The following is a 19,453-nucleotide window of genomic DNA, read 5'->3' as shown; positions in this document are numbered from 1 at the left end:
GATTAATACTCTTGCTCTTGTTCAACCAAACTTAGCATCCATTCTTTAAATGACACTATTTTCCCCAGTTCAGTTTGTGATTCACGAAGCACCAAATAATAAGCGTTTTTACTTTCTAGACTGTGGCTAAATGGGATAACTAATCGCCCTGCATCAATATCTGGTTTAGCTAACACACTATTCCCAATTGCAACGCCTTGACCATGAACGGCAGCTTGCAGCACCATAGAAGAGTGGCTAAATATAGGCCCTTGATTTACTTGTACATTACGTACACCTGCAGTTTTCATCCACGTTTTCCAATTTTTACGAGTCGTGTCATGCAATAAGGTGTGCTGTGCTAAATCACTAGGTTGATCAAGTGGTTTAGGACCACTCAATAACATCGGGCTACACAATGGCACTAAATACTCTGTATGTAGCTTATAAGCTTGCACCCCATTCCAGTGGCCGCGCCCATAGTAAATAGCAATATCAACATCGTCGCTTAACGAATTTTCGTCTTGGTCTTGTGCTTTTATTCTTACGTCAATTTCAGGGTGTAATTCATTAAATAAACTTAAACGAGGCACTAACCATTGAATAGCAAAGCTAGGGGTTAAACTTACCGTTAATGAGCCTTTAGCCCCTCGCGCAAGTAACTTTTCAGTGGCATCAATCAATTGCGTAAAAATTTCTTTAATATCTAAAAAATAGCCTTGGCCTTCTTCCGTTAATAATAACGAACGATTTTTTCGTAAAAATAGCTTTAAACCTAAATGTTCTTCGAGTGTTTTTATTTGATGACTGACAGCTGCTTGCGTTACATAAAGCTCTTCTGCGGCTTTTGTAAAGCTTAAATGCCGTGCTGCAGCTTCAAATGCTTTGAGTGCGTTTAATGGGGGGACTCGTCTTGACATAATAACCAAGCTTTGAATTAGTTTTTCTTATGCATGAATTATATACCCATGACGAGAAAGAGTATATTTAAGGTGTAAAAAAAGCGACTAATGTCGCTTTTTATTATGCGGTCTCTTTTTATAAGTCGCTAGCGCTGGTATCTAACGGCGCAAAACTCTTAACCAAATCATCTACCGCTTTCATTTGCGATAGGTAGCCTTCTAATTTACTAAGGGCTAATGCACATGGTCCATCACACTTTGCTTCATTCGGGTTTGGATGTGCTTCTATAAATAAACCAGCGATCCCCAAAGCCATTCCACTTCTGGCTAACTCTGCCGCTTGAGCTCGACGCCCATCAGCTGAATCTGCACGACCACCTGGGCGTTGCAGCGCATGCGTTGCATCAAAAATCACTGGTGCCATTGCTTTCATGTCATCCATACCTAACATATCAACAACCAGGTTATTATAACCAAAGCTAGAACCACGCTCACAAAGTGCAATATTATTATTACCAGCCTCATTAAATTTAGTAATGATGTGGCGCATTTCATGCGGTGCTAAAAATTGCGGCTTTTTAACATTTATAATCGCACCTGTTTTTGCCATAGCAATAACTAAGTCTGTTTGACGGGCTAAAAAAGCAGGCAACTGAATAACATCAACCACTTCAGCAACCGGCGCGGCTTGATGCGGTTCGTGAACATCAGTGATAAGAGGAATGTTGAAGGTGTTTTTAATTTCTTCAAATATTTTTAACCCTTCTTCCATTCCCGGACCACGGTACGAGTTGATTGAAGAACGATTAGCTTTATCAAATGATGCTTTAAACACATATGGTATGTTTAGCTTAGTTGTCACTTCTACATAATGCTCAGCAATTCGCATGGCTAAGTCGCGCGACTCTAAAACGTTCATACCACCAAATAAAACAAACGGTTTGTTGTTTGCTAATTCAATATCATTAATTTTGATAATTTGATCTTTCATTTTAATTCCTTAAGGTGCAACTGCTTGTAACATTAATCCACAAATATAAGCCATGTATGTACCCACTCCATAACCTAATACAGCCAGTAAAACACCGACAGGGGCAAGCGAAGGATGAAATGCTGACGCAACAACAGGCGCAGACGCTGCACCTCCGACATTAGCTTGCGAGCCTACTGCCATATAAAAAAGTGGTGCTTTAATTAATTTTGCAACAAGCAACATTAAACCAGCATGTACTAGCATCCAAACAGCGCCCACTAAAAACAAGCCCGGGTTATCAAAAATAGCGGTTACATTCATATGTAAGCCAATTGAGGCAACTAAAATGTATAAAAAGCTTGAGGCTACTTTAGATGCACCAAATGCTTCAATCTGTCTTACTTTAGTAAAAGACAAACTAATACCAATAGTAGTTGAAATGACAATTAACCAGAAAAACTTACTGGTTAAGCTGTACTCTTTTGCCCACGCATAATTATTAGCGAAAAACGGCCCTAAAAAGTCTGCGCAAAAATGGGCTAAACCAGTAATACCAAATGCAATAGCAAGCAATGTCATGTAGTCATTCAGCGTTGGCATGCGCGCATGCTCTGCATGGTATTTTTCAACACGCTGCTTTAAATCTTCAATGGCGCTGGTGTCTGCTCCTGTAGCAGCATCAATTTTCTTATGGTTAGCTGCCATTAGTAACAAAACTGCCATCCAAATATTAGCCACTATGACATCAACGGTGACCATCACTGAAAAAATATCGCCGCCTACCTCAAACATTTCTTTCATTGAGGCTTGGTTTGCACCACCTCCAATCCAGCTTCCAGCTACGGTGGTCATGCCGCGCCATACGGCATCTGGCCCATGCCCGCCTACAATTGTAGGGTCTACCGCGCTCACAACTAAAATAGCCAGAGGTCCGCCGATAACAATACCGAGCGTTCCGACTAAAAACATAATTAATGCTTTAGGGCCTAAGTTTAAAATCGCTTTTAAATCAATGCTAATAGTTAAAAGTATTAAACAGGCAGGTAATAAATAGCGTGAAGCAACGTAATAAACATTCGATTTATTACCATCGACAATACCAAACGTATTCAGCAAAGAAGGTAAAAAGTAGCAAAGTAATAGAGCCGGTACATATTTATAGAACGTTTTTAATGCTGGGCGCTCGCTGTTTGAGGTTTTAAATATAAACCCCAAAATAACCGCAAGTAAACCAAGCACAACTGCATCATTGGTGATTAATGCGCTTTGTGTTTCGACCATGATATTCCCTAATATTAATGGTGAGTTTTATTATTATCTTCTAATTCTTCAATTTGGTGCTGGATGATTTCTATTGCTGGATCATCTGGGCATTCATCTACAAAAAATTGTAGATCATCTCGGGCCATTTTAGGGCAATCGAGCTGATTTAATAAATACCCTCTGTCACGCCTTTCGTAGGGGTCGTCGCCAATTAGTTCCATTAACATTTCAACGCATGTTAATGCGTGGCCAAATTTATTTTCACTAATGAAAGACCACTTTTGCTGCGCTAAGAAAAGCTTATAAACTTCATCGTCAAAAATAAGTTCTAAGGGCTCTTGTTCTTGCCCTTCAGCTTCATCAGCATTTTCAGGAATAATATACCAACTTTGCTGACCGCTACTTGGCTCAACCAAATAGCCTTCTTCATCGCTCATAGCAATATGAACACCTATATCGCCTTGATTTAGGCTCATACTGGCATCGAGGTTAGCCTGTTGTAAAAAATGACAAAGTAAAATTGCCAGTGTGGTTGGCGAGCCGCTACGCATAGTTAGGGTGTAGCTTAGGCTATTTAATTTATGCTCAGGTACTTTTAAACTCGAAGCGCTAAAAAGCCATGTACTGTAAAAGGTGTCTAGTAACTTATCTAAGCGTTCATGAGAGTCGGGTACAACAATACATAATGCATTAATTTGTTTTTCAAAATCAGCAAGAACATCAAAAGCGTCTGTTAAGTCTAGTTGTGGATCCCATTTCGATTCAGCCTTAATGCAACGATAGATTGCCGTAGGGGTAAAGTCATCGTAAGCATCATCAATATAAGCGTCATCGTGTTCATCAAACCCAAAAGTGGTCATCAATACTGCAACATTTCTAGAAAACGAACGCGTAGTTTACCTAATTTTGCCAATATATTCCAATAACGAAATGTACTTGATCAAATGCATGGAGGGAATATTCGAGCTTTAGAGATGCTAAAGCTCGGTAAATTTATTTAAGGCTTAAAGTAGTATTGCTGACTTGGCTGTTGCCAAATAACCAATAGCTAAAATAACAAACGTATTTACAATAAGGTATGATATTTTAGCCAAAAAATCAGTTTGCTTAGCGCTTATAATTCCAATAGTAATATAAGCAACCACTAATATAATTTTTTCTAATAACCAGTGTTGCTCAAACGGGTTTATCTTCCCCATATACATGAGTATAAATGCAGAAATTAAAAGTAATGTATCAATGCTATGACTACCAATAAATACAACTTTATTGCGAGCAATTTTGCCACTGCCCATCCGTGAGAAAGATCGAATATAAAATAAAAATACACTCAATGCTGCTATTGCCATGTGTGAGTGCTTTACTGCTAAATAATCCATATGCCTCTGTTCTTCTATTTTTATGAAATTAATCTGGGTAACGTTTTATAATTGTTTCAAGTTCATCAAGGTTTGCGTTAAAAACATCAACTAACTTTGGTTCAAAATGCGTACCTTTTTGTGCGTTTATTTCTTCCACAACACGCTCGAGCGTCCATGAATCTTTATAGCAGCGTTTATGCCTTAACGCATCATATACATCAGCTAATGCCACAATACGGCCGAATATATTAATTTTATCCCCTTCTAAACCCTCAGGGTAACCAGAACCGTCCCACTTTTCGTGATGCTCCTTGGCTATAGTGGCTCCTGCACTGACAATTTCATGAGCTGATCCTTTTAAAATGCCATACCCTTTATCAGTGTGGGTTTTCATTACTTCCCACTCTGGTGGATCAAGCCTTGCGGGCTTATTTAATACCGAATCGGGGATACCTACTTTGCCTACATCATGCAAAGGCGCAGCTAATCTAATCAAATCAGCTTGCTGTTTAGATAAACCATAACCAAGCGCCAAAGCATGGCAAATATGTGCAACACGTTTAACATGATTACCTGTTTCAGTAGAGCGTTGTTCAACCGCTTCACTTAATCTGTAAACAAGCTCTTGTTGCGTGGCCTCAATTTCTGATTGTAACTGAACATTTTCAAAGGCTAATTGTACATTTTGAGCAAAAATTTCAACAAGGTTGCGTTGTGTATCGGTTAGTGGATTTGGAATGCCTGTGATAAAAAGCATTGAATTGTGGTTGTATTCACTGCTGCAATAAGCAAATAGGTAATTATCTTTGTAGATAATAGACTGATTATTTAACGCTTCTTGGCATGCGCTTAGTTGCTCCGCGTGTAGCACCTCTTCAAGGTCTTTACCTTCACTTTTTTCAAACTCACCGGTACCTGAACAAATAATCATTTTTTTGTTCTGATATGCTGGGTTTTGTGCAACAAGCGTGGTCGCGTACATAGCCTGATCTGAAATACCAAGCAATGATGTAAGTTGCTGCATTACTCCTTCTATAAAATGCTCTATTGAATGTGCAGAAAAAATATTGCGTGATGCAGTTATTATTTTCTCAAGGCCAACACGAGATTGTTCTATTGAAATAATATCGCGGTACGAACGAAGGCTCGACATGATAACTGTAAATAATTTTTGTGCAGTGAGTTCTGTTTTTGATTTGTAGTCGTTAACATCAAAATTAACTATAACTTGGCGCTCTGGTGCCTGACCAGGTTGGCCGGTACGTAAAATAATGCGGATATGGTTATTTTTTACGGTTTCACGAATGTATTTAACTACTTGAAGGCCTGCATCGTCTGTCTCCATAACAACATCAAGTAGTACGATTGCAGCATCCTTATGCTCATCGATTAGTTTTTTAGCTTCTGCGCCTGAATAGGCGCTTATAAATTCTAGACGTTTATTTTGGAACTCAAAATCACTCAATGCTAATTTTGTAACTGCATGAACTTCAGGTTCGTCATCAACGATTAATACTTTCCAGGTGCCCAACTCAGTATTATCTACCGGTACTTCTGGCTCATCTGAAAATAAAAAGTCACCCATCATAGTTGTAATTCCTACATGACACATTTAACACACGAGTGCAGTAATAATTAAGCTTATTATGGCCACTGTGCGAGCGTTACACGGTCATTTTCACCAAGATCTTTTATCGTTTTAATATTAACAAAGTCCATCGCTTTAAAAAATTCACGAACAGCAAAACCTTGGTCATAACCGTGCTCTATTAGAAGATAGCCACTAGATAGCAAATAGTCACGTGATTGTGTAATTATTTGTTTAATATCAGACATTCCTGAATCTTCAGCAACTAAGGCAGATAAAGGTTCAAACCGCACATCGCCTTGAGCCAAATGCTTGTCACTACTTTCTATGTACGGTGGGTTGGTAACTATAAGATCAAAATATTCATTATTAAGTGAGCTAAACCAATTGCTTTGTTTAATACACACATTACTAATTTCTAGACGCTGTTGATTACGAGTTGCAAGCGTTACAGCATCACTTACTCTATCTACCGCTGTAATGTCCCAACAAGGCATTTCACTGCCCAATGCCAATGCAATGGCGCCCGTACCCGTGCCTAAATCAAGTACTTTGGCCTGCTCTGGGATCCCTAGTTCCAGCGCTACTTCAACTAAGGTTTCAGTGTCTGGACGCGGAATTAACGTTGTTGCATTCACTTCTAAGGTTAAACTCCAAAACTCACGTTTCCCTGTAATATGCGCTACAGGCTCGCCGTTCAATCGCCTAGCGCAAAGAATGTCAAAAGTGTGTTGTTGCTGTTCAGTGAGCAGCCTTTCAGGCCAAGTAAAAAGATAACTACGTGGTTTATCAAGAACATGGAGAAGTAATACTTGTGCGTCTAATTTTGCACTTTCGCTGCTTTGCGCTAATAAATTAGCGCCAGCAGCAACAGCTTGTTCGAGAGTTTGATTCACTATCACTCATCGCCCATTGCGGCAAGTAAGTCAGCCTGATGCTCTTGCATTAATGGGTCTACAATGGCACCTAAATCACCCGCTACGACTTCATTTAAGCGGTACAGCGTTAAGTTAATACGGTGATCGGTTATACGTCCCTGCGGATAGTTATATGTACGAATACGTTCAGAGCGGTCGCCACTCCCGACTAAGTTGCGACGCTCAGAGGCTTCTGCTGCATGACGCTTCTCATCTTCAGCTTGCTGCAAACGCGCTGCAAGTACTGACATCGCTTTAGCACGGTTTTTATGTTGCGAACGCTCATCTTGACACTCAACAACCACACCAGTAGGTAAATGCGTAATACGAATTGCTGAGTCAGTTTTATTTACGTGCTGGCCACCTGCCCCCGATGCTCTAAAAGTATCTACTTTTATGTCGGCGGTGTTAATTTCAATTGCTTCAGCTTCTGGAATTTCTGCCATTACCGCTACGGTGCACGCCGATGTATGAACACGACCTTGCGATTCAGTCTCTGGTACACGTTGTACACGGTGTACGCCCGACTCAAATTTAAGCTTACCGTATACGCCTTCACCGCTAATGTTAGCAATGACTTCTTTGTAACCACCGTGTTCACCTTCATTGGTAGTTACTACTTCTAATTTCCACTTTTGTGTTTCGGCAAAACGGCTGTACATTCTGAATAAATCGCCAGCGAAAATAGCGGCTTCATCACCCCCGGTACCTGCGCGGACTTCTAAAAATACATTGTTATTATCTTTTGGATCTTTAGGAAGCATTAATACCTGAATTTCATCTTCAAGGCTTAATATTTGTGCTTTAGCTTCTTTATACTCTTCCTGTGCCATTTCACGCATATCAGGGTCTGAGTCTTTGAGCATCTCTTCAGCGCTTGCTAAATCTTCTTTTGTTTGTTGAAACGATAAAAAGGTTTTAACTATTTCTTCAAGCTCAGAGTATTCTTTTGAAAGGCCACGAAAGCGATTTTGATCGCTAATAACCGATGGGTCGCTCAACAGTGCTTGTACTTCTTCGTAGCGCTCTACTAGCGTTTCTAATTTATTATAAACAGACTCTTTCATTTAACAGTTATTCCTGATCAATACCTAACATTTTTTTCAACTGATTTAATTGAGCCACTTCACCTTTTTTAGCCGCATCTTGAATTGCACGGGTAGGCGCGTGCATCAAGCGGTTGGTTAACTTATTGGCCAATTCTAAAATTACTTTTTCTGCGTCTTTACCACTAGAAAGCTGGCTAACTGCTTTTTCTACTAATTCAGACTTAATTGTTTGAACATCGTTTCGATAGTGACGAATTAACCCCACAGAATCGAGTGAACGCATCCACATACAAAACTCTTTAGTGCGCTCAGCAATAATTATCTGTGCCTGCTGCGCAGCTTGTTCTCGCGCTGCCATATTTTCACTTACAATAGTTTGTAAGTCGTCAACCGAGTATAGATAAGCTGCATCTAGCTCACCTACTTGGCTTTCAATGTCGCGCGGTACCGCAATATCAATAAACAACATCGGTTTGTTACGACGCTGCTTTAGTGCTTGCTCCACAACACCTTTACCAATAATAGGCAGTGTACTGGCCGTTGAGCTTATTATAATATCTGCGTTATGCAAACGCTCTGGCAACTGCGCTAATGCAATGACATCTGCAGACACTTCATCAGCGAGGTTTCGTGCTCGTTCAATAGTTCTATTGGCTACTGTTATATTTTGTGGCTCATTTTGATACAAATGCTTAGCAACAAGCTCTATTGTTTCGCCTGCACCTATTAATAACACATTGGTTTTATCAAGCTTGCCATAAATATGCTTAGCTAAATTAACAGCCGCAAACGCCACCGAAACTGCACTAGCACCTATATTAGTTTCAGTTCGGACCTCTTTCGCAACAGAAAATGTCTTTTGAAACAAACGATCGAATGTAACACCCACTGCATCATGCGTTTTAGCACTATTATAGGCTTGTTTAATTTGCCCTAATATTTGCGGTTCACCTAACACGAGCGAATCTAAACCGCAGGCAACGCGCATTAAATGGTTAATTGCTTGATTGCCCTCATGGCAATAAATGTTATTACTCAGTTCCTGTTCATCTAAACCATGGAAACTGGCAAGCCATGCTAACAGTGTTTGGGAATTTTGCTGAGCAAGGCTACAATAGATTTCTGTTCGGTTACAGGTAGACACGATCACAGCTTCATTAAAGTCGGCATGGCCACTTAATTGCTGCAACGCCTCTGACATTTGCTCAGGCGAAAAAGCCACTTTTTCACGCAGTTCTACGGAAGCAGTTTTGTGATTTATACCTAGTGCTATTATGGTCATGTTTGCCAAATATTGCTGAGCCCTACTTTAAAGGCGGCAATTTTACCAAAAATCAGCGGAATATGGAAAGTAAGGAACAACATTTGATTAGACATTATTTAATATTAGCTATAACTTTTATGTTTTTAAGTGGCTGCGCGCAACAATTACCAAATAAAACAGCAATTTACGACAACTGGAAAGGTCAACTCGCCAATCAAAAAACTTGGCATGTAGAGGGGAAACTTGCTTTTATTAGTCCCGATGAGCGCCAATCTGCAAACTTAAATTGGCAGCAACAAGAAAATAACAATAATTTAGTACTGACTTCATTTATTGGCACACGCATTCTACAACTAAAACAGTCGCGCAATGTTGCTGAGCTTGAATTTGACGATAAAGTTTATGTAGATACCAATGCATCTGCGCTGCTTAAGCGCTTAACTGGCTTTGCTTTACCTGTTAGTAATGCTGATGACTGGCTTAAAGGCACTATTGATTCACAAACGTTACAAGTTGATGAACTTGGCCGTTCGAAACAAGTACTTTGGTTAGATAATGAAAGTAAACAATGGCAAATAAACTATGCAGATTATATACAAACAGCTGGTTATTGGTTGCCTACAAAACTGACGCTCAAACACCAAAAAATTAAAATTAAGATTCAACTATATGACTGGCAATTTAATTAACTATGAATAGCAAAACCTTTTTTTCACTTATTGCACCTGCAAAACTCAATTTATTTTTACATATTAATGCGCGCCGAGATGACGGTTATCACGAATTAGAAACCTTATTTACCTTCTTAAACTTCGGCGATGAGCTCTCTTTTGAGTTAACAGATGAATCATCAATTTTAATCACTGGTGATACTAAAGACATACCCCTTGAAGATAATCTCATCTATAAAGCTGCTTTAATGTTACAAACTGATGCTAAAACAAAGCACGGTGTAAAAATAAATTTGATAAAACGACTGCCTATGGGAGGAGGTGTTGGAGGGGGGTCGTCTGATGCGGCAACAACACTATTAGCGCTCAATAAATTGTGGAATATTAATTATGACATTAATAAACTTGCTAATTTAGGGTTACAATTAGGGGCTGATGTGCCTGTATTTATACGTGGTGAAAGCGCCATTGCGCAAGGCATTGGGGAAAAACTACACCGTGTTGAACTTGCGCAAAAATGGTACTGTGTTGTGCACCCAAACCAGCATGTAAGCACCGCTAAAATATTCACTCACCCCGACTTAAAACGCGATACACCAAAAATCTCAGGTGATTGGAAACAGCAAACTTTGCACAACGATTGTGAGCCTTTAGTTAAAAAGCTATGCCCCGAGGTTGAAAAAACCCTCCAGTGGTTGCTAAAATACGCTCCGTCGAAGATGACCGGAACAGGTTCATGTTGTTTTGTAGAGTTTGATACACAAGCTCAAGCTAGCCATGTACTTGCTAACCTCCCCCATACTTGGCAGGGATTTGTAGCGTCAAATGCTAATATTTCCCCTGCTCATACGGAGTTAACCGCCATTTTCGATCAATGAAGTAACGTAAAAGTAATCATAAGTTAACTCGTAATGATTTTTATCATTGCTCGTTAGTCCAAAATTTCAGTGCCTGAGGAACCCTACCGTGCCTGACATGAAGCTCTTCGCTGGTAACGCAACACCTGAGTTAGCTCAAAAAGTTGCAAAACGTTTATATATTGAATTAGGCGATGCTGTTGTTGGCCGTTTTAGCGACGGTGAGATCAGTGTTCAAATTAATGAAAATGTTCGTGGCTCGGATGTTTTTATCTTGCAATCAACCTGTGCCCCTACAAACGATAACCTTATGGAACTTATCGTTATGGTTGATGCTCTTCGTCGCGCATCTGCGGGTCGTATTACTGCCGTCATTCCTTATTTTGGTTATGCCCGCCAGGACCGTCGCGTACGTTCTGCCCGCGTACCAATCACTGCTAAAGTTGTTGCCGATTTCTTATCGAGTGTAGGTGTAGACCGTGTACTTACGGTTGATTTACACGCAGAGCAAATTCAAGGCTTCTTTGATGTACCAGTAGATAATGTATTTGGTAGCCCTGTATTACTAGAAGATATGAAAGAGCGTCATTTTGATGATGTTGTTATTGTTTCTCCAGATATTGGTGGTGTAGTGCGCGCACGTGCAATTGCAAAACTATTAGACGATACTGATTTGGCTATTATTGATAAACGCCGCCCACAAGCAAATGTTTCTCAGGTAATGCATATTATTGGTGATGTAGAAGGCCGTGACTGTATCATTGTTGATGACATGATTGATACTGGTGGTACTTTATGTAAAGCAGCTGAAGCACTTAAAGAACATGGTGCTAAACGCGTATTTGCTTATGCAACTCACCCTATTTTATCAGGTAAAGCAGCTGAAAATTTACGTGATTCTGTTATTGACGAAGTTATTGTAACCGACTCAATTCCATTATCTGATGAACTTAAAGCGCTTGATAAAGTAAAAGTGCTAACGCTTGCTGATATGTTAGCAGAAACTATTCGTCGCATTAGCAACGAAGAATCTATTTCAGCGATGTTTGAGCACTAATCTCAGGTATTTGCTGAAAACAAAAGCGCCTTTTGGCGCTTTTTTTGTATGCTATGTATATTTTACTGAATCACAGTGGTATGATAGCGCGCCTTTTGGCTAGGGACCTTGGTCGCAAAGGCCCTAAACTTTTAAATAATTGGAGACATCATGTCTAACACAACTTATACATATGACGCTGAACTTCGCGTAGAAACTGGTACTGGTGCGAGCCGCCGCCTACGTCGCGAAGACAAAGTTCCTGCAATCCTTTACGGAGCTGACAAAGAAGCTTTATCTCTTACTTTTGCTCATAAAGATATGATCAAAGCACAAGAAGACGAAGGTTTTTACACTCATATTCTTACACTTAATGTAGGCGGCGAGAAAGTTGAAGCTATCTTAAAAGATATTCAACGTCACCCATTCAAGCCTAAGCTTACTCACCTTGATTTCCAACGTGTAGACGCAACTCATAAATTAACAACTAAAGTTCCTCTTCACTTCATCGGTGAAGAAATCGTAACTAAAGCTGGCGCAACTGTTGTTCACCAGTTAACTGATGTTGAAATTTCTTGTCTTCCAAAAGCATTACCAGAATTCATTGAAGTAAATGTTTCTGAGTTAGTAGCTGGTGATTCAATCCATATCTCTGATTTACAACTACCTGCAGGCGTTGCGTCTGTTGAATTAGGTAAAGGCGAAGGCCATGACCTTTCAGTAGTTACAATCAAAGCAAACAAAGCAGCTCCAGCTGAAGACGAAGAAGCTTCAGACGCTGCAGAATAATATTTAAGGTCTCGCACCTTGAATTCTATTCAAATGCTTGTGGGCCTGGCTAATCCAGGCCCCGAATACGCAAATACACGCCACAATGCAGGTGCTTGGTTCATCGAGCAACTCGCAGCACGCTACAACTGTACGCTAAAACACGATCCTAAATATCACGGCCTTACTGGCAAAGTGATAATCCAAGGCCAAGAATTCAAATTATTGATTCCCACTACTTACATGAATTTAAGTGGTAAAGCGGTCAGTAGTTTAGCCAATTTTTTCAAAATCCCTGTTGAAAATATCTTAGTCGCACATGATGAGATGGATTTAGATCCCGGTGTCGCCAAGTTAAAAAAAGGGGGTGGACACGGTGGTCATAATGGCCTAAAAGACATTATGGCAAAAATGGCAAACCAAAAAGATTTTATGCGTTTACGTGTTGGCATAGGTCATCCAGGACATCGTGAAATAGTTACCGGCTGGGTGCTTGGGAAAGCGCCGAAAGTTGACCAAGAAAAAATGGATGCTGCTGTAGATGAAGCAGTTCGTTGTATGGAAATACTTGCAAAAGACGGCGTGCTAAAAGCACAAAACAGACTTCATTCGTTTAAACCCTAGTAAACTTGAGTGCAAGTGCACAGTTTAAACGAATTCTAAACAAGGTATCTTACTATGGGTTTTAAATGTGGCATCGTTGGCTTGCCTAATGTTGGTAAATCAACGCTTTTCAATGCACTAACTAAAGCGGGTATTGAAGCCGCTAACTTTCCTTTTTGTACCATTGAGCCTAATACAGGTGTGGTACCTGTGCCAGATCCTCGCTTAGACGAGCTTGCTAAAATTGTAAATCCACAACGTATTCTTACTACTAGTATGGAATTTGTTGATATTGCTGGCCTTGTAAAAGGCGCATCAAAAGGTGAAGGTCTTGGTAACCAGTTCTTAGCAAATATTCGTGAAACGGATGCAATTGGCCATGTAGTTCGTTGTTTTGAAGACGAAAACGTAATACACGTAGCCGGTACAATTGACCCTGCTGACGATATTGACGTGATCAATACTGAGTTAGTACTTGCCGATATGGACAGCGCTGAGAAAGCCATGTTCCGTAATGCTAAAAAAGCGAAAGGCGGCGATAAAGACGCAAAAGAACAAAATGCGGCGCTTGAAAAAGTAAAAGTACACCTTGATGAAGGCCTTACACTTCGATCGTTAGAATTAACTAAAGAAGAAAAAGCAGCTATCAGCTCTATCAACTTCTTAACTATCAAACCAACTATGTATATTGCAAACGTAGCAGAGGATGGTTTTGAGAATAACCCACTACTTGACCGTGTTCGCGCTATAGCTGAATCAGAAGGCGCTGTGGTGGTCCCTGTGTGCGCAGCAATCGAATCTGAGTTATCTGAACTTGATGATGAAGACAAACTCGAATTTATGGCTGACCTTGGCTTAGAAGAGCCAGGCCTTAACCTTGTAATTCGAGGCGGCTACGAGTTACTCAAGCTACAAACTTACTTTACCGCAGGCGTAAAAGAAGTGCGAGCTTGGACAATTCCTGTAGGTGCAACAGCGCCACAAGCTGCTGGTAAAATTCATACCGATTTTGAACGTGGATTTATCCGTGCACAAACAATTGCTTATGACGACTACATTAACTGTAAAGGTGAAAGTGGTGCAAAAGAAGCGGGTAAAATGCGCCAAGAAGGTAAAGAGTACATTGTTAAAGATGGCGATGTAATGAACTTCCTGTTTAACGTATAAGTATTTATTCCCTCTATTTAGGGAAATAAATTTTAAAGGCTCGTTTTTACGAGCCTTTTTTGTTTTTAAACGTATATACGCTGTCAGCTTTTAGGGGATAAATAGCACTAAGTTAATTTTAAAAAAGCGTAACCTGTTATACTTCCTCTTTAATCGGTGTTAAAAAAACGGCGTTTTTATTAAAATTTAGCCTGTTAGCTTAATTTTCCTGCAAACAGACACAGTTAAGCGTTTTTTTGCAAAAAAGGTGTTGACGAATTTGGGTCATGTCAGCATAATACGCCCCGCACTCAGCGATGAAGTGCTAACAAAAAAGATGGCTAAGTAGCTCAGCTGGTTAGAGCACATCACTCATAATGATGGGGTCACAGGTTCAAATCCCGTCTTAGCCACCATTTATTTTTTGTTGCTCAATGAAGAGTTTAAAATAACCACCTTGTGTGCGGTAGTTGCGGAATTGGCAGTTGTCTTGAATTAGACGCTGGATTTAGGTTCCAAAACAGTATTACCTGTATGCTCGATGCGGGAGTGGCGGAATTGGTAGACGCGCTGGATTTAGGTTCCAGTATCTTAGGATGTGAGAGTTCAAGTCTCTCCTTCCGCACCATTATTCTTGATAAGAATTAAAACTATCAGTTGTTTATTGTTGGGATATCGCCAAGCGGTAAGGCACCAGGTTTTGATCCTGGCATTCCCAGGTTCAAATCCTGGTATCCCAGCCAACAATGGCTAAGTAGCTCAGCTGGTTAGAGCACATCACTCATAATGATGGGGTCACAGGTTCAAATCCCGTCTTAGCCACCATTTCTTTTTAAGAATTGGCTCTGCAAGAGTTAAATTGCAACTCAATGAAGAGTTTAAAATAACTACCTTTCTTTGATTATTCAAAGTTAAAAATGCGGGAGTGGCGGAATTGGTAGACGCGCTGGATTTAGGTTCCAGTATCTTAGGATGTGAGAGTTCAAGTCTCTCCTTCCGCACCATGTTCTTGATTAGAACTAAAATTATCAGCTAATTCTTTGTTGGGATATCGCCAAGCGGTAAGGCACCAGGTTTTGATCCTGGCATTCCCAGGTTCAAATCCTGGTATCCCAGCCAACTTCTTCTACCAAAGAGTGTTGTTAAAGAATAACTCTGTTATGAGTATAAACATAAAACTATATGCGGGAGTGGCGGAATTGGTAGACGCGCTGGATTTAGGTTCCAGTATCTTAGGATGTGAGAGTTCAAGTCTCTCCTTCCGCACCACGTTCTTGATTAGAACTAAAAAAATCAAATATTTCTTTGTTGGGATATCGCCAAGCGGTAAGGCACCAGGTTTTGATCCTGGCATTCCCAGGTTCAAATCCTGGTATCCCAGCCAACTTCTTCTACCAAAGAATGTTGCTAAAGAATAGAACTGCGGGAGTGGCGGAATTGGTAGACGCGCTGGATTTAGGTTCCAGTATCTTAGGATGTGAGAGTTCAAGTCTCTCCTTCCGCACCACGTTCTTAATTAGAACTAAAACTCATCCAAATTTAAAGTTGGGATATCGCCAAGCGGTAAGGCACCAGGTTTTGATCCTGGCATTCCCAGGTTCAAATCCTGGTATCCCAGCCAATTTTCTAACAGTTCTACTTTGTACTATCTAAAATAAATTCTATTATCCAATAGATCATCTTCTATAAAATCTATACAACTAATTCAATATTTTAAGACCAGTCGCTAAACATCTCGTGATATAAATGTACTGAAGCTGATTGAAAAAATAATACGTTTAATAATTTAATTCTGTAAATAAAAACACTGCTGATTCATAGTGAAAATTGAGTTACTTAGTCGTTTTATTAAAAATCTCAATACTACTAACATCAAGTTTAGTCTCATAAATTTTATGGCGCATTGCTATAACTACATTACGCTTTAGCGTCTTTGTTTAAGTATTTCTCTATAAAGCGCTCTAAAGGTAGTGGCTTGCTAAAATAATAGCCTTGAAGAAATTCACAATTCATTGATTTAAGTGCTTCTTGTAACTCTTTCGTTTCTATACCTTCTGCAACCACATTACAATTGAGCCTATGTGCTAAAAATAACGTCGATTCTACAATTGCATAATCAGCTATTTTAGTAAGCATATTATTAATGAAAGACCGATCTATTTTAATTTGATTTATAGGTAGCTCTCGCAGTAAAGATAAGGAAGAAAACCCGGTACCAAAGTCATCTACACTAAATTCAAATCCACGACTGTTAAGTTTATACATCATTGCTCGAGCAGCCTCCAAATCAGTCATCATTGCACCTTCTGTAATTTCAAAAACAATGTAGTTACTTAACGTAGGGTCCTCTTTAAGGAGCTCTTCTATAAACTCCACAAAACTCTCACTTTCAAGGTCTCGTGTTGATAAATTTACGTGCATGGTGCCAGTAAAACCTAACGATTTTAGACGCTGTAAATTTTTTATTGTTTCAATTACAACCCATTGAGTGATACTAAGAATCATCCCTGTACGCTCAGCCACTTTGATAAATTGATCAGGAGTAATAAACGAACCGTCCTTCTGCGGCCACCTAATTAATACTTCTGCACCATGTATTTCGTCAAAACGAGTGCAAAATATTGGCTGAAAATAAAGCTCAAACTCATGGTTTATAAGGGCATTTTTTATTTTTGTAGTCATATCAAGAAAGTTATCAGCCCTTTCACTCAATCCTTCAAAATAATTAACAAATAATTGCTGTGTGCTTTTAGCTTCAAGTAAAGCTAAATCTGCATTTTTAAATAACTCATTGGCATAAAACGCATCTTGAGGATATGAGCTAACGCCGACTTTTAGCTTTAACCATACTTTTTGCGCACTAATGAAAAAAGGCTCTTCAACAGAGCCCTTTATAACTTCAATACAATCATAAATATCTTGCTCATTTGCTGAATCTAAAATTAACGCAAATTCATCACCGCCAATTCGGTGCAGTTCACCTATGTTTAATAAATTTAGATTTAACGTTTTGGAGAATATGCACAACAATTCATCTCCTAAGCTATTACCGTAGAGCTCATTTACACGTTTAAAATTACTTAAATCAAATAAAAATAAACTAAATGGTTGCTCATTATTAATATGCTGAATCAACAGATTAAAAAAACACTTGCGATTAGGGAGGCTTGTTAAGCTGTCATGCTCTGCTAGGAATCGTTGATGATTTTCAGACTTTTCTATTTCTAAAATACTTTTAAAGCTAAGGCGCATTATTAGAAATACAAAAATACCCCCTCCTAATAAAATGAGTGAGATACTAATTAAGACCAAGTTATCTAAAGTGTTATTTGCAAAATAATGTAATATCCAACAATACCCAAAAATAAATAAGACAACTAAAGCAAGAAGTAAACTCCATGCCATATTTTTAGTCTTTTTGAATATTGTTATTATTGGCTGAATGCTAAGACCTAAAAGCAAAATACCTAATAAGATTACAATTAATAAACTTTCCATAGGCCCTCAAACTAAAGACTTCTTATTACTTGAGTATGGCAAATATACATAAAAGGGAAATAAAATTAGGATTAAGAGCTTTAAAATAACTTGTGAACGCTCATTTTAAGGGCTGAATAGTCAAATGATTACAAATTGGTTTAATGAGTAAAATACATATCTTAATGTAAACGCATATTCTTAGCTAAATTCACCGCTAATTGCGTACTTTAATACCCAGTTTTTTACCACCCCAGTATTGTTAGCCATTTTTAGAAATTGGCTACGCGCCCATTTTAGTGGGGCTATTTGGTTTGAAAAACCAAAATAGCAGGCATCCATCATACTCATCATTAATAAGTTAGCTTTTCGGCGAGTGCGTTCGTACTCTTGCAGCTTTAACGCGCATCCGACGTCGGTTGCATCATTTAATATAGTGGCTAAAGCGACAACGTCCTGGAAACCCAAGTTAACGCCCTGCCCAGCCAATGGATTAATAGTGTGCGCAGCATCGCCTACTAACACCAAACGACCATAAGAATAATTATTAGCATGTTGACGAGTAATTGGAAACACAGCATGACTTTGCACTTCAAAATCGCCTACAAGGCCTGGGAACTTAGCCAAAATATGACTTTTTAATTGTGCTCCATCTAATCCTTTAAATGTGTTTAATGTGTTGGCATCGTCGTACCAAATTAAATTAGCGTAAGGTGCTTGCATAGGTAAAAAAGCCAACGGGCCTGATGGCGTAAATTGCTGCCATGTCTTTATTTGTTGAGGTGCGTCCAATTTAATAAGTACGCCCATACATTGCTGCTGGTACTGCCAACCGGTTACACCAATATTTGCTTTAGTTCGTAATTGTGATTGTCCGCCATCGGCTGCAACCACTAAGCTGGCGGTATAACGTTGCTCGCCATATACCAAGGTAATCGAATCGGCATTTTGTTCAATTTTACTAACAACCTCTTTTTGCTCGATGACTTCAATATCGTATTGCTCAAACTGCATCCATAAACTGGCTTGTATTAAACTGTTTTCGATTAAGTGACCCAAATGCGTGGTATTAATGTCGGCGCAATCAAATAACAATTTATCGTCGCCGCGTTCAAAAGCTTCTAACTGTTGGTATGGCGCAATCCGGCCTTTTCTTAAAATGGGCATAGCCCCTAAACTATCAAGTAACTTTTCAGAAAAACGATTAATAGCTGATACTCTTATATCAACGTTGTCATTACTCAAAACATGAGACGGATCGATTAGGTGTTTTTCGATAACGCGCACTGACTTTCCCTGTTGTGCTAACTTTATTGCCATTGCCGCACCAACCATGCCGCCGCCAACCACTATCACATTATTTTGAGTCATGTTTATCATCATTTTGTTAATACGTTAATCTATTTTAATTGTACCGTAACTCGCCGCTATAGTGCGAGAGTATATAACTATCAAGCTATTAAACTCGTCTGAGTTTGATTTGAGATCACAAACATGAAAACTATACTTGGATCTGGGCGGGTATCCAGCTAAAATACGCGTCCTTTAAGTGAGCAAGCTTGCTCCTTAATTCTGTTTCAAGCACATATTTGTGCCATT

At 39.4% G+C, this 19,453-nt stretch carries 17 protein-coding genes and 10 tRNA genes; 16 read left to right on the top strand and 11 right to left on the bottom strand.

Features of this window, described 5'->3' with window-relative positions; all coding sequences use genetic code 11:
- Positions 1-2: 2 nt before the first annotated feature.
- From ACFI34_RS13730 to hemA, 9 genes are all read right to left on the bottom strand, one after another.
- A complete protein-coding gene (locus ACFI34_RS13730) occupies positions 3-899 on the bottom strand; it encodes a transcriptional regulator GcvA (RefSeq protein ID WP_006794510.1) in 897 nt (298 codons plus the stop codon).
- A 118-nt stretch (positions 900-1,017) separates the two neighbouring features.
- The gene (kdsA, locus tag ACFI34_RS13725) at positions 1,018-1,872 is read right to left on the bottom strand and encodes a 3-deoxy-8-phosphooctulonate synthase (RefSeq protein WP_462673884.1); all 855 of its coding nucleotides are present in this window, start codon (positions 1,870-1,872) and stop codon (positions 1,018-1,020) included.
- Between the two features lie 9 nt (positions 1,873-1,881).
- Entirely contained in the window at positions 1,882-3,135 is a 1,254-nt protein-coding gene (locus ACFI34_RS13720) for a DUF819 family protein (RefSeq protein WP_138741042.1), read from the bottom strand.
- 14 nt (positions 3,136-3,149) lie between these two features.
- Positions 3,150-3,977 carry a tetratricopeptide repeat protein gene (locus ACFI34_RS13715; protein ID WP_462673883.1) on the bottom strand — a complete coding sequence of 276 codons (828 nt, stop codon included), beginning with the start codon at positions 3,975-3,977 and terminating at the stop codon, positions 3,150-3,152.
- Between the two features lie 144 nt (positions 3,978-4,121).
- Positions 4,122-4,496: a SirB2 family protein gene (locus ACFI34_RS13710; RefSeq protein ID WP_462673882.1), complete on the bottom strand. Its 375-nt coding sequence runs from the start codon at positions 4,494-4,496 to the stop codon at positions 4,122-4,124.
- Between the two features lie 28 nt (positions 4,497-4,524).
- Positions 4,525-6,066 (bottom strand): DUF3369 domain-containing protein, encoded by a 1,542-nt coding sequence (locus tag ACFI34_RS13705; RefSeq protein WP_462673881.1) that lies wholly within the window; start codon positions 6,064-6,066, stop codon positions 4,525-4,527.
- 56 nt (positions 6,067-6,122) lie between these two features.
- Entirely contained in the window at positions 6,123-6,962 is an 840-nt protein-coding gene (prmC, locus tag ACFI34_RS13700) for a peptide chain release factor N(5)-glutamine methyltransferase (protein WP_462673880.1), read from the bottom strand.
- 2 nt (positions 6,963-6,964) lie between these two features.
- Entirely contained in the window at positions 6,965-8,050 is a 1,086-nt protein-coding gene (gene prfA / locus ACFI34_RS13695) for a peptide chain release factor 1 (protein ID WP_008133139.1), read from the bottom strand.
- Between the two features lie 7 nt (positions 8,051-8,057).
- The gene (hemA, locus tag ACFI34_RS13690) at positions 8,058-9,314 is read right to left on the bottom strand and encodes a glutamyl-tRNA reductase (RefSeq protein ID WP_462673879.1); all 1,257 of its coding nucleotides are present in this window, start codon (positions 9,312-9,314) and stop codon (positions 8,058-8,060) included.
- Between the two features lie 83 nt (positions 9,315-9,397).
- On the opposite strand from hemA, the gene lolB reads away from it, so the two are divergent.
- The 16 genes from lolB to ACFI34_RS13610 all read left to right on the top strand — a co-directional run bounded on the left by lolB (position 9,398) and on the right by ACFI34_RS13610 (position 15,998).
- Entirely contained in the window at positions 9,398-9,985 is a 588-nt protein-coding gene (lolB, locus tag ACFI34_RS13685) for a lipoprotein insertase outer membrane protein LolB (RefSeq protein ID WP_462673878.1), read from the top strand.
- Positions 9,986-9,987: 2 nt separating this feature from the next.
- Positions 9,988-10,845 (top strand): 4-(cytidine 5'-diphospho)-2-C-methyl-D-erythritol kinase, encoded by an 858-nt coding sequence (ispE, locus tag ACFI34_RS13680; protein ID WP_008133142.1) that lies wholly within the window; start codon positions 9,988-9,990, stop codon positions 10,843-10,845.
- A gap of 88 nt (positions 10,846-10,933) precedes the next feature.
- On the top strand, positions 10,934-11,881 hold the full coding sequence (locus ACFI34_RS13675) for a ribose-phosphate pyrophosphokinase (RefSeq protein WP_008133143.1): 948 nt from the start codon (positions 10,934-10,936) through the stop codon (positions 11,879-11,881).
- A 150-nt stretch (positions 11,882-12,031) separates the two neighbouring features.
- Positions 12,032-12,649 (top strand): 50S ribosomal protein L25/general stress protein Ctc, encoded by a 618-nt coding sequence (locus ACFI34_RS13670; protein WP_008133144.1) that lies wholly within the window; start codon positions 12,032-12,034, stop codon positions 12,647-12,649.
- Positions 12,650-12,667: 18 nt separating this feature from the next.
- Positions 12,668-13,252: an aminoacyl-tRNA hydrolase gene (pth, locus tag ACFI34_RS13665; RefSeq protein WP_462673877.1), complete on the top strand. Its 585-nt coding sequence runs from the start codon at positions 12,668-12,670 to the stop codon at positions 13,250-13,252.
- A gap of 54 nt (positions 13,253-13,306) precedes the next feature.
- On the top strand, positions 13,307-14,398 hold the full coding sequence (ychF, locus tag ACFI34_RS13660; RefSeq protein ID WP_008133148.1) for a redox-regulated ATPase YchF: 1,092 nt from the start codon (positions 13,307-13,309) through the stop codon (positions 14,396-14,398).
- A gap of 318 nt (positions 14,399-14,716) precedes the next feature.
- A tRNA-Met gene (locus tag ACFI34_RS13655) sits at positions 14,717-14,793 on the top strand.
- Between the two features lie 127 nt (positions 14,794-14,920).
- Positions 14,921-15,005: transfer RNA gene (locus ACFI34_RS13650), tRNA-Leu, on the top strand.
- 40 nt (positions 15,006-15,045) lie between these two features.
- Positions 15,046-15,120, top strand: a tRNA-Gln gene (locus tag ACFI34_RS13645).
- 5 nt (positions 15,121-15,125) lie between these two features.
- Positions 15,126-15,202, top strand: a tRNA-Met gene (locus tag ACFI34_RS13640).
- 94 nt (positions 15,203-15,296) lie between these two features.
- A tRNA-Leu gene (locus ACFI34_RS13635) sits at positions 15,297-15,381 on the top strand.
- 40 nt (positions 15,382-15,421) lie between these two features.
- Positions 15,422-15,496 (top strand) — tRNA-Gln (locus tag ACFI34_RS13630).
- A 65-nt stretch (positions 15,497-15,561) separates the two neighbouring features.
- Positions 15,562-15,646: transfer RNA gene (locus ACFI34_RS13625), tRNA-Leu, on the top strand.
- A gap of 40 nt (positions 15,647-15,686) precedes the next feature.
- Positions 15,687-15,761: transfer RNA gene (locus tag ACFI34_RS13620), tRNA-Gln, on the top strand.
- A 38-nt stretch (positions 15,762-15,799) separates the two neighbouring features.
- Positions 15,800-15,884 (top strand) — tRNA-Leu (locus ACFI34_RS13615).
- 39 nt (positions 15,885-15,923) lie between these two features.
- Positions 15,924-15,998 (top strand) — tRNA-Gln (locus ACFI34_RS13610).
- 296 nt (positions 15,999-16,294) lie between these two features.
- Here ACFI34_RS13610 and ACFI34_RS13605 read toward each other — a convergent pair.
- Together ACFI34_RS13605 and ACFI34_RS13600 are read right to left on the bottom strand one after the other, a co-directional pair.
- Positions 16,295-17,629, bottom strand: coding sequence for a putative bifunctional diguanylate cyclase/phosphodiesterase (locus ACFI34_RS13605; RefSeq protein ID WP_462673876.1), 1,335 nt, complete (start codon positions 17,627-17,629; stop codon positions 16,295-16,297).
- A gap of 426 nt (positions 17,630-18,055) precedes the next feature.
- Positions 18,056-19,237, bottom strand: a complete 1,182-nt coding sequence (locus ACFI34_RS13600; RefSeq protein WP_462673875.1) for an FAD-dependent oxidoreductase — start codon at positions 19,235-19,237, stop codon at positions 18,056-18,058.
- Positions 19,238-19,453 lie beyond the last annotated feature (216 nt).

It is taken from the genome of Pseudoalteromonas sp. PSi26 (assembly GCF_054960575.1).
The sequence above is the reverse complement of the archived record's forward strand: the minus strand, read 5'-3'. Positions and strand labels throughout refer to the sequence as shown.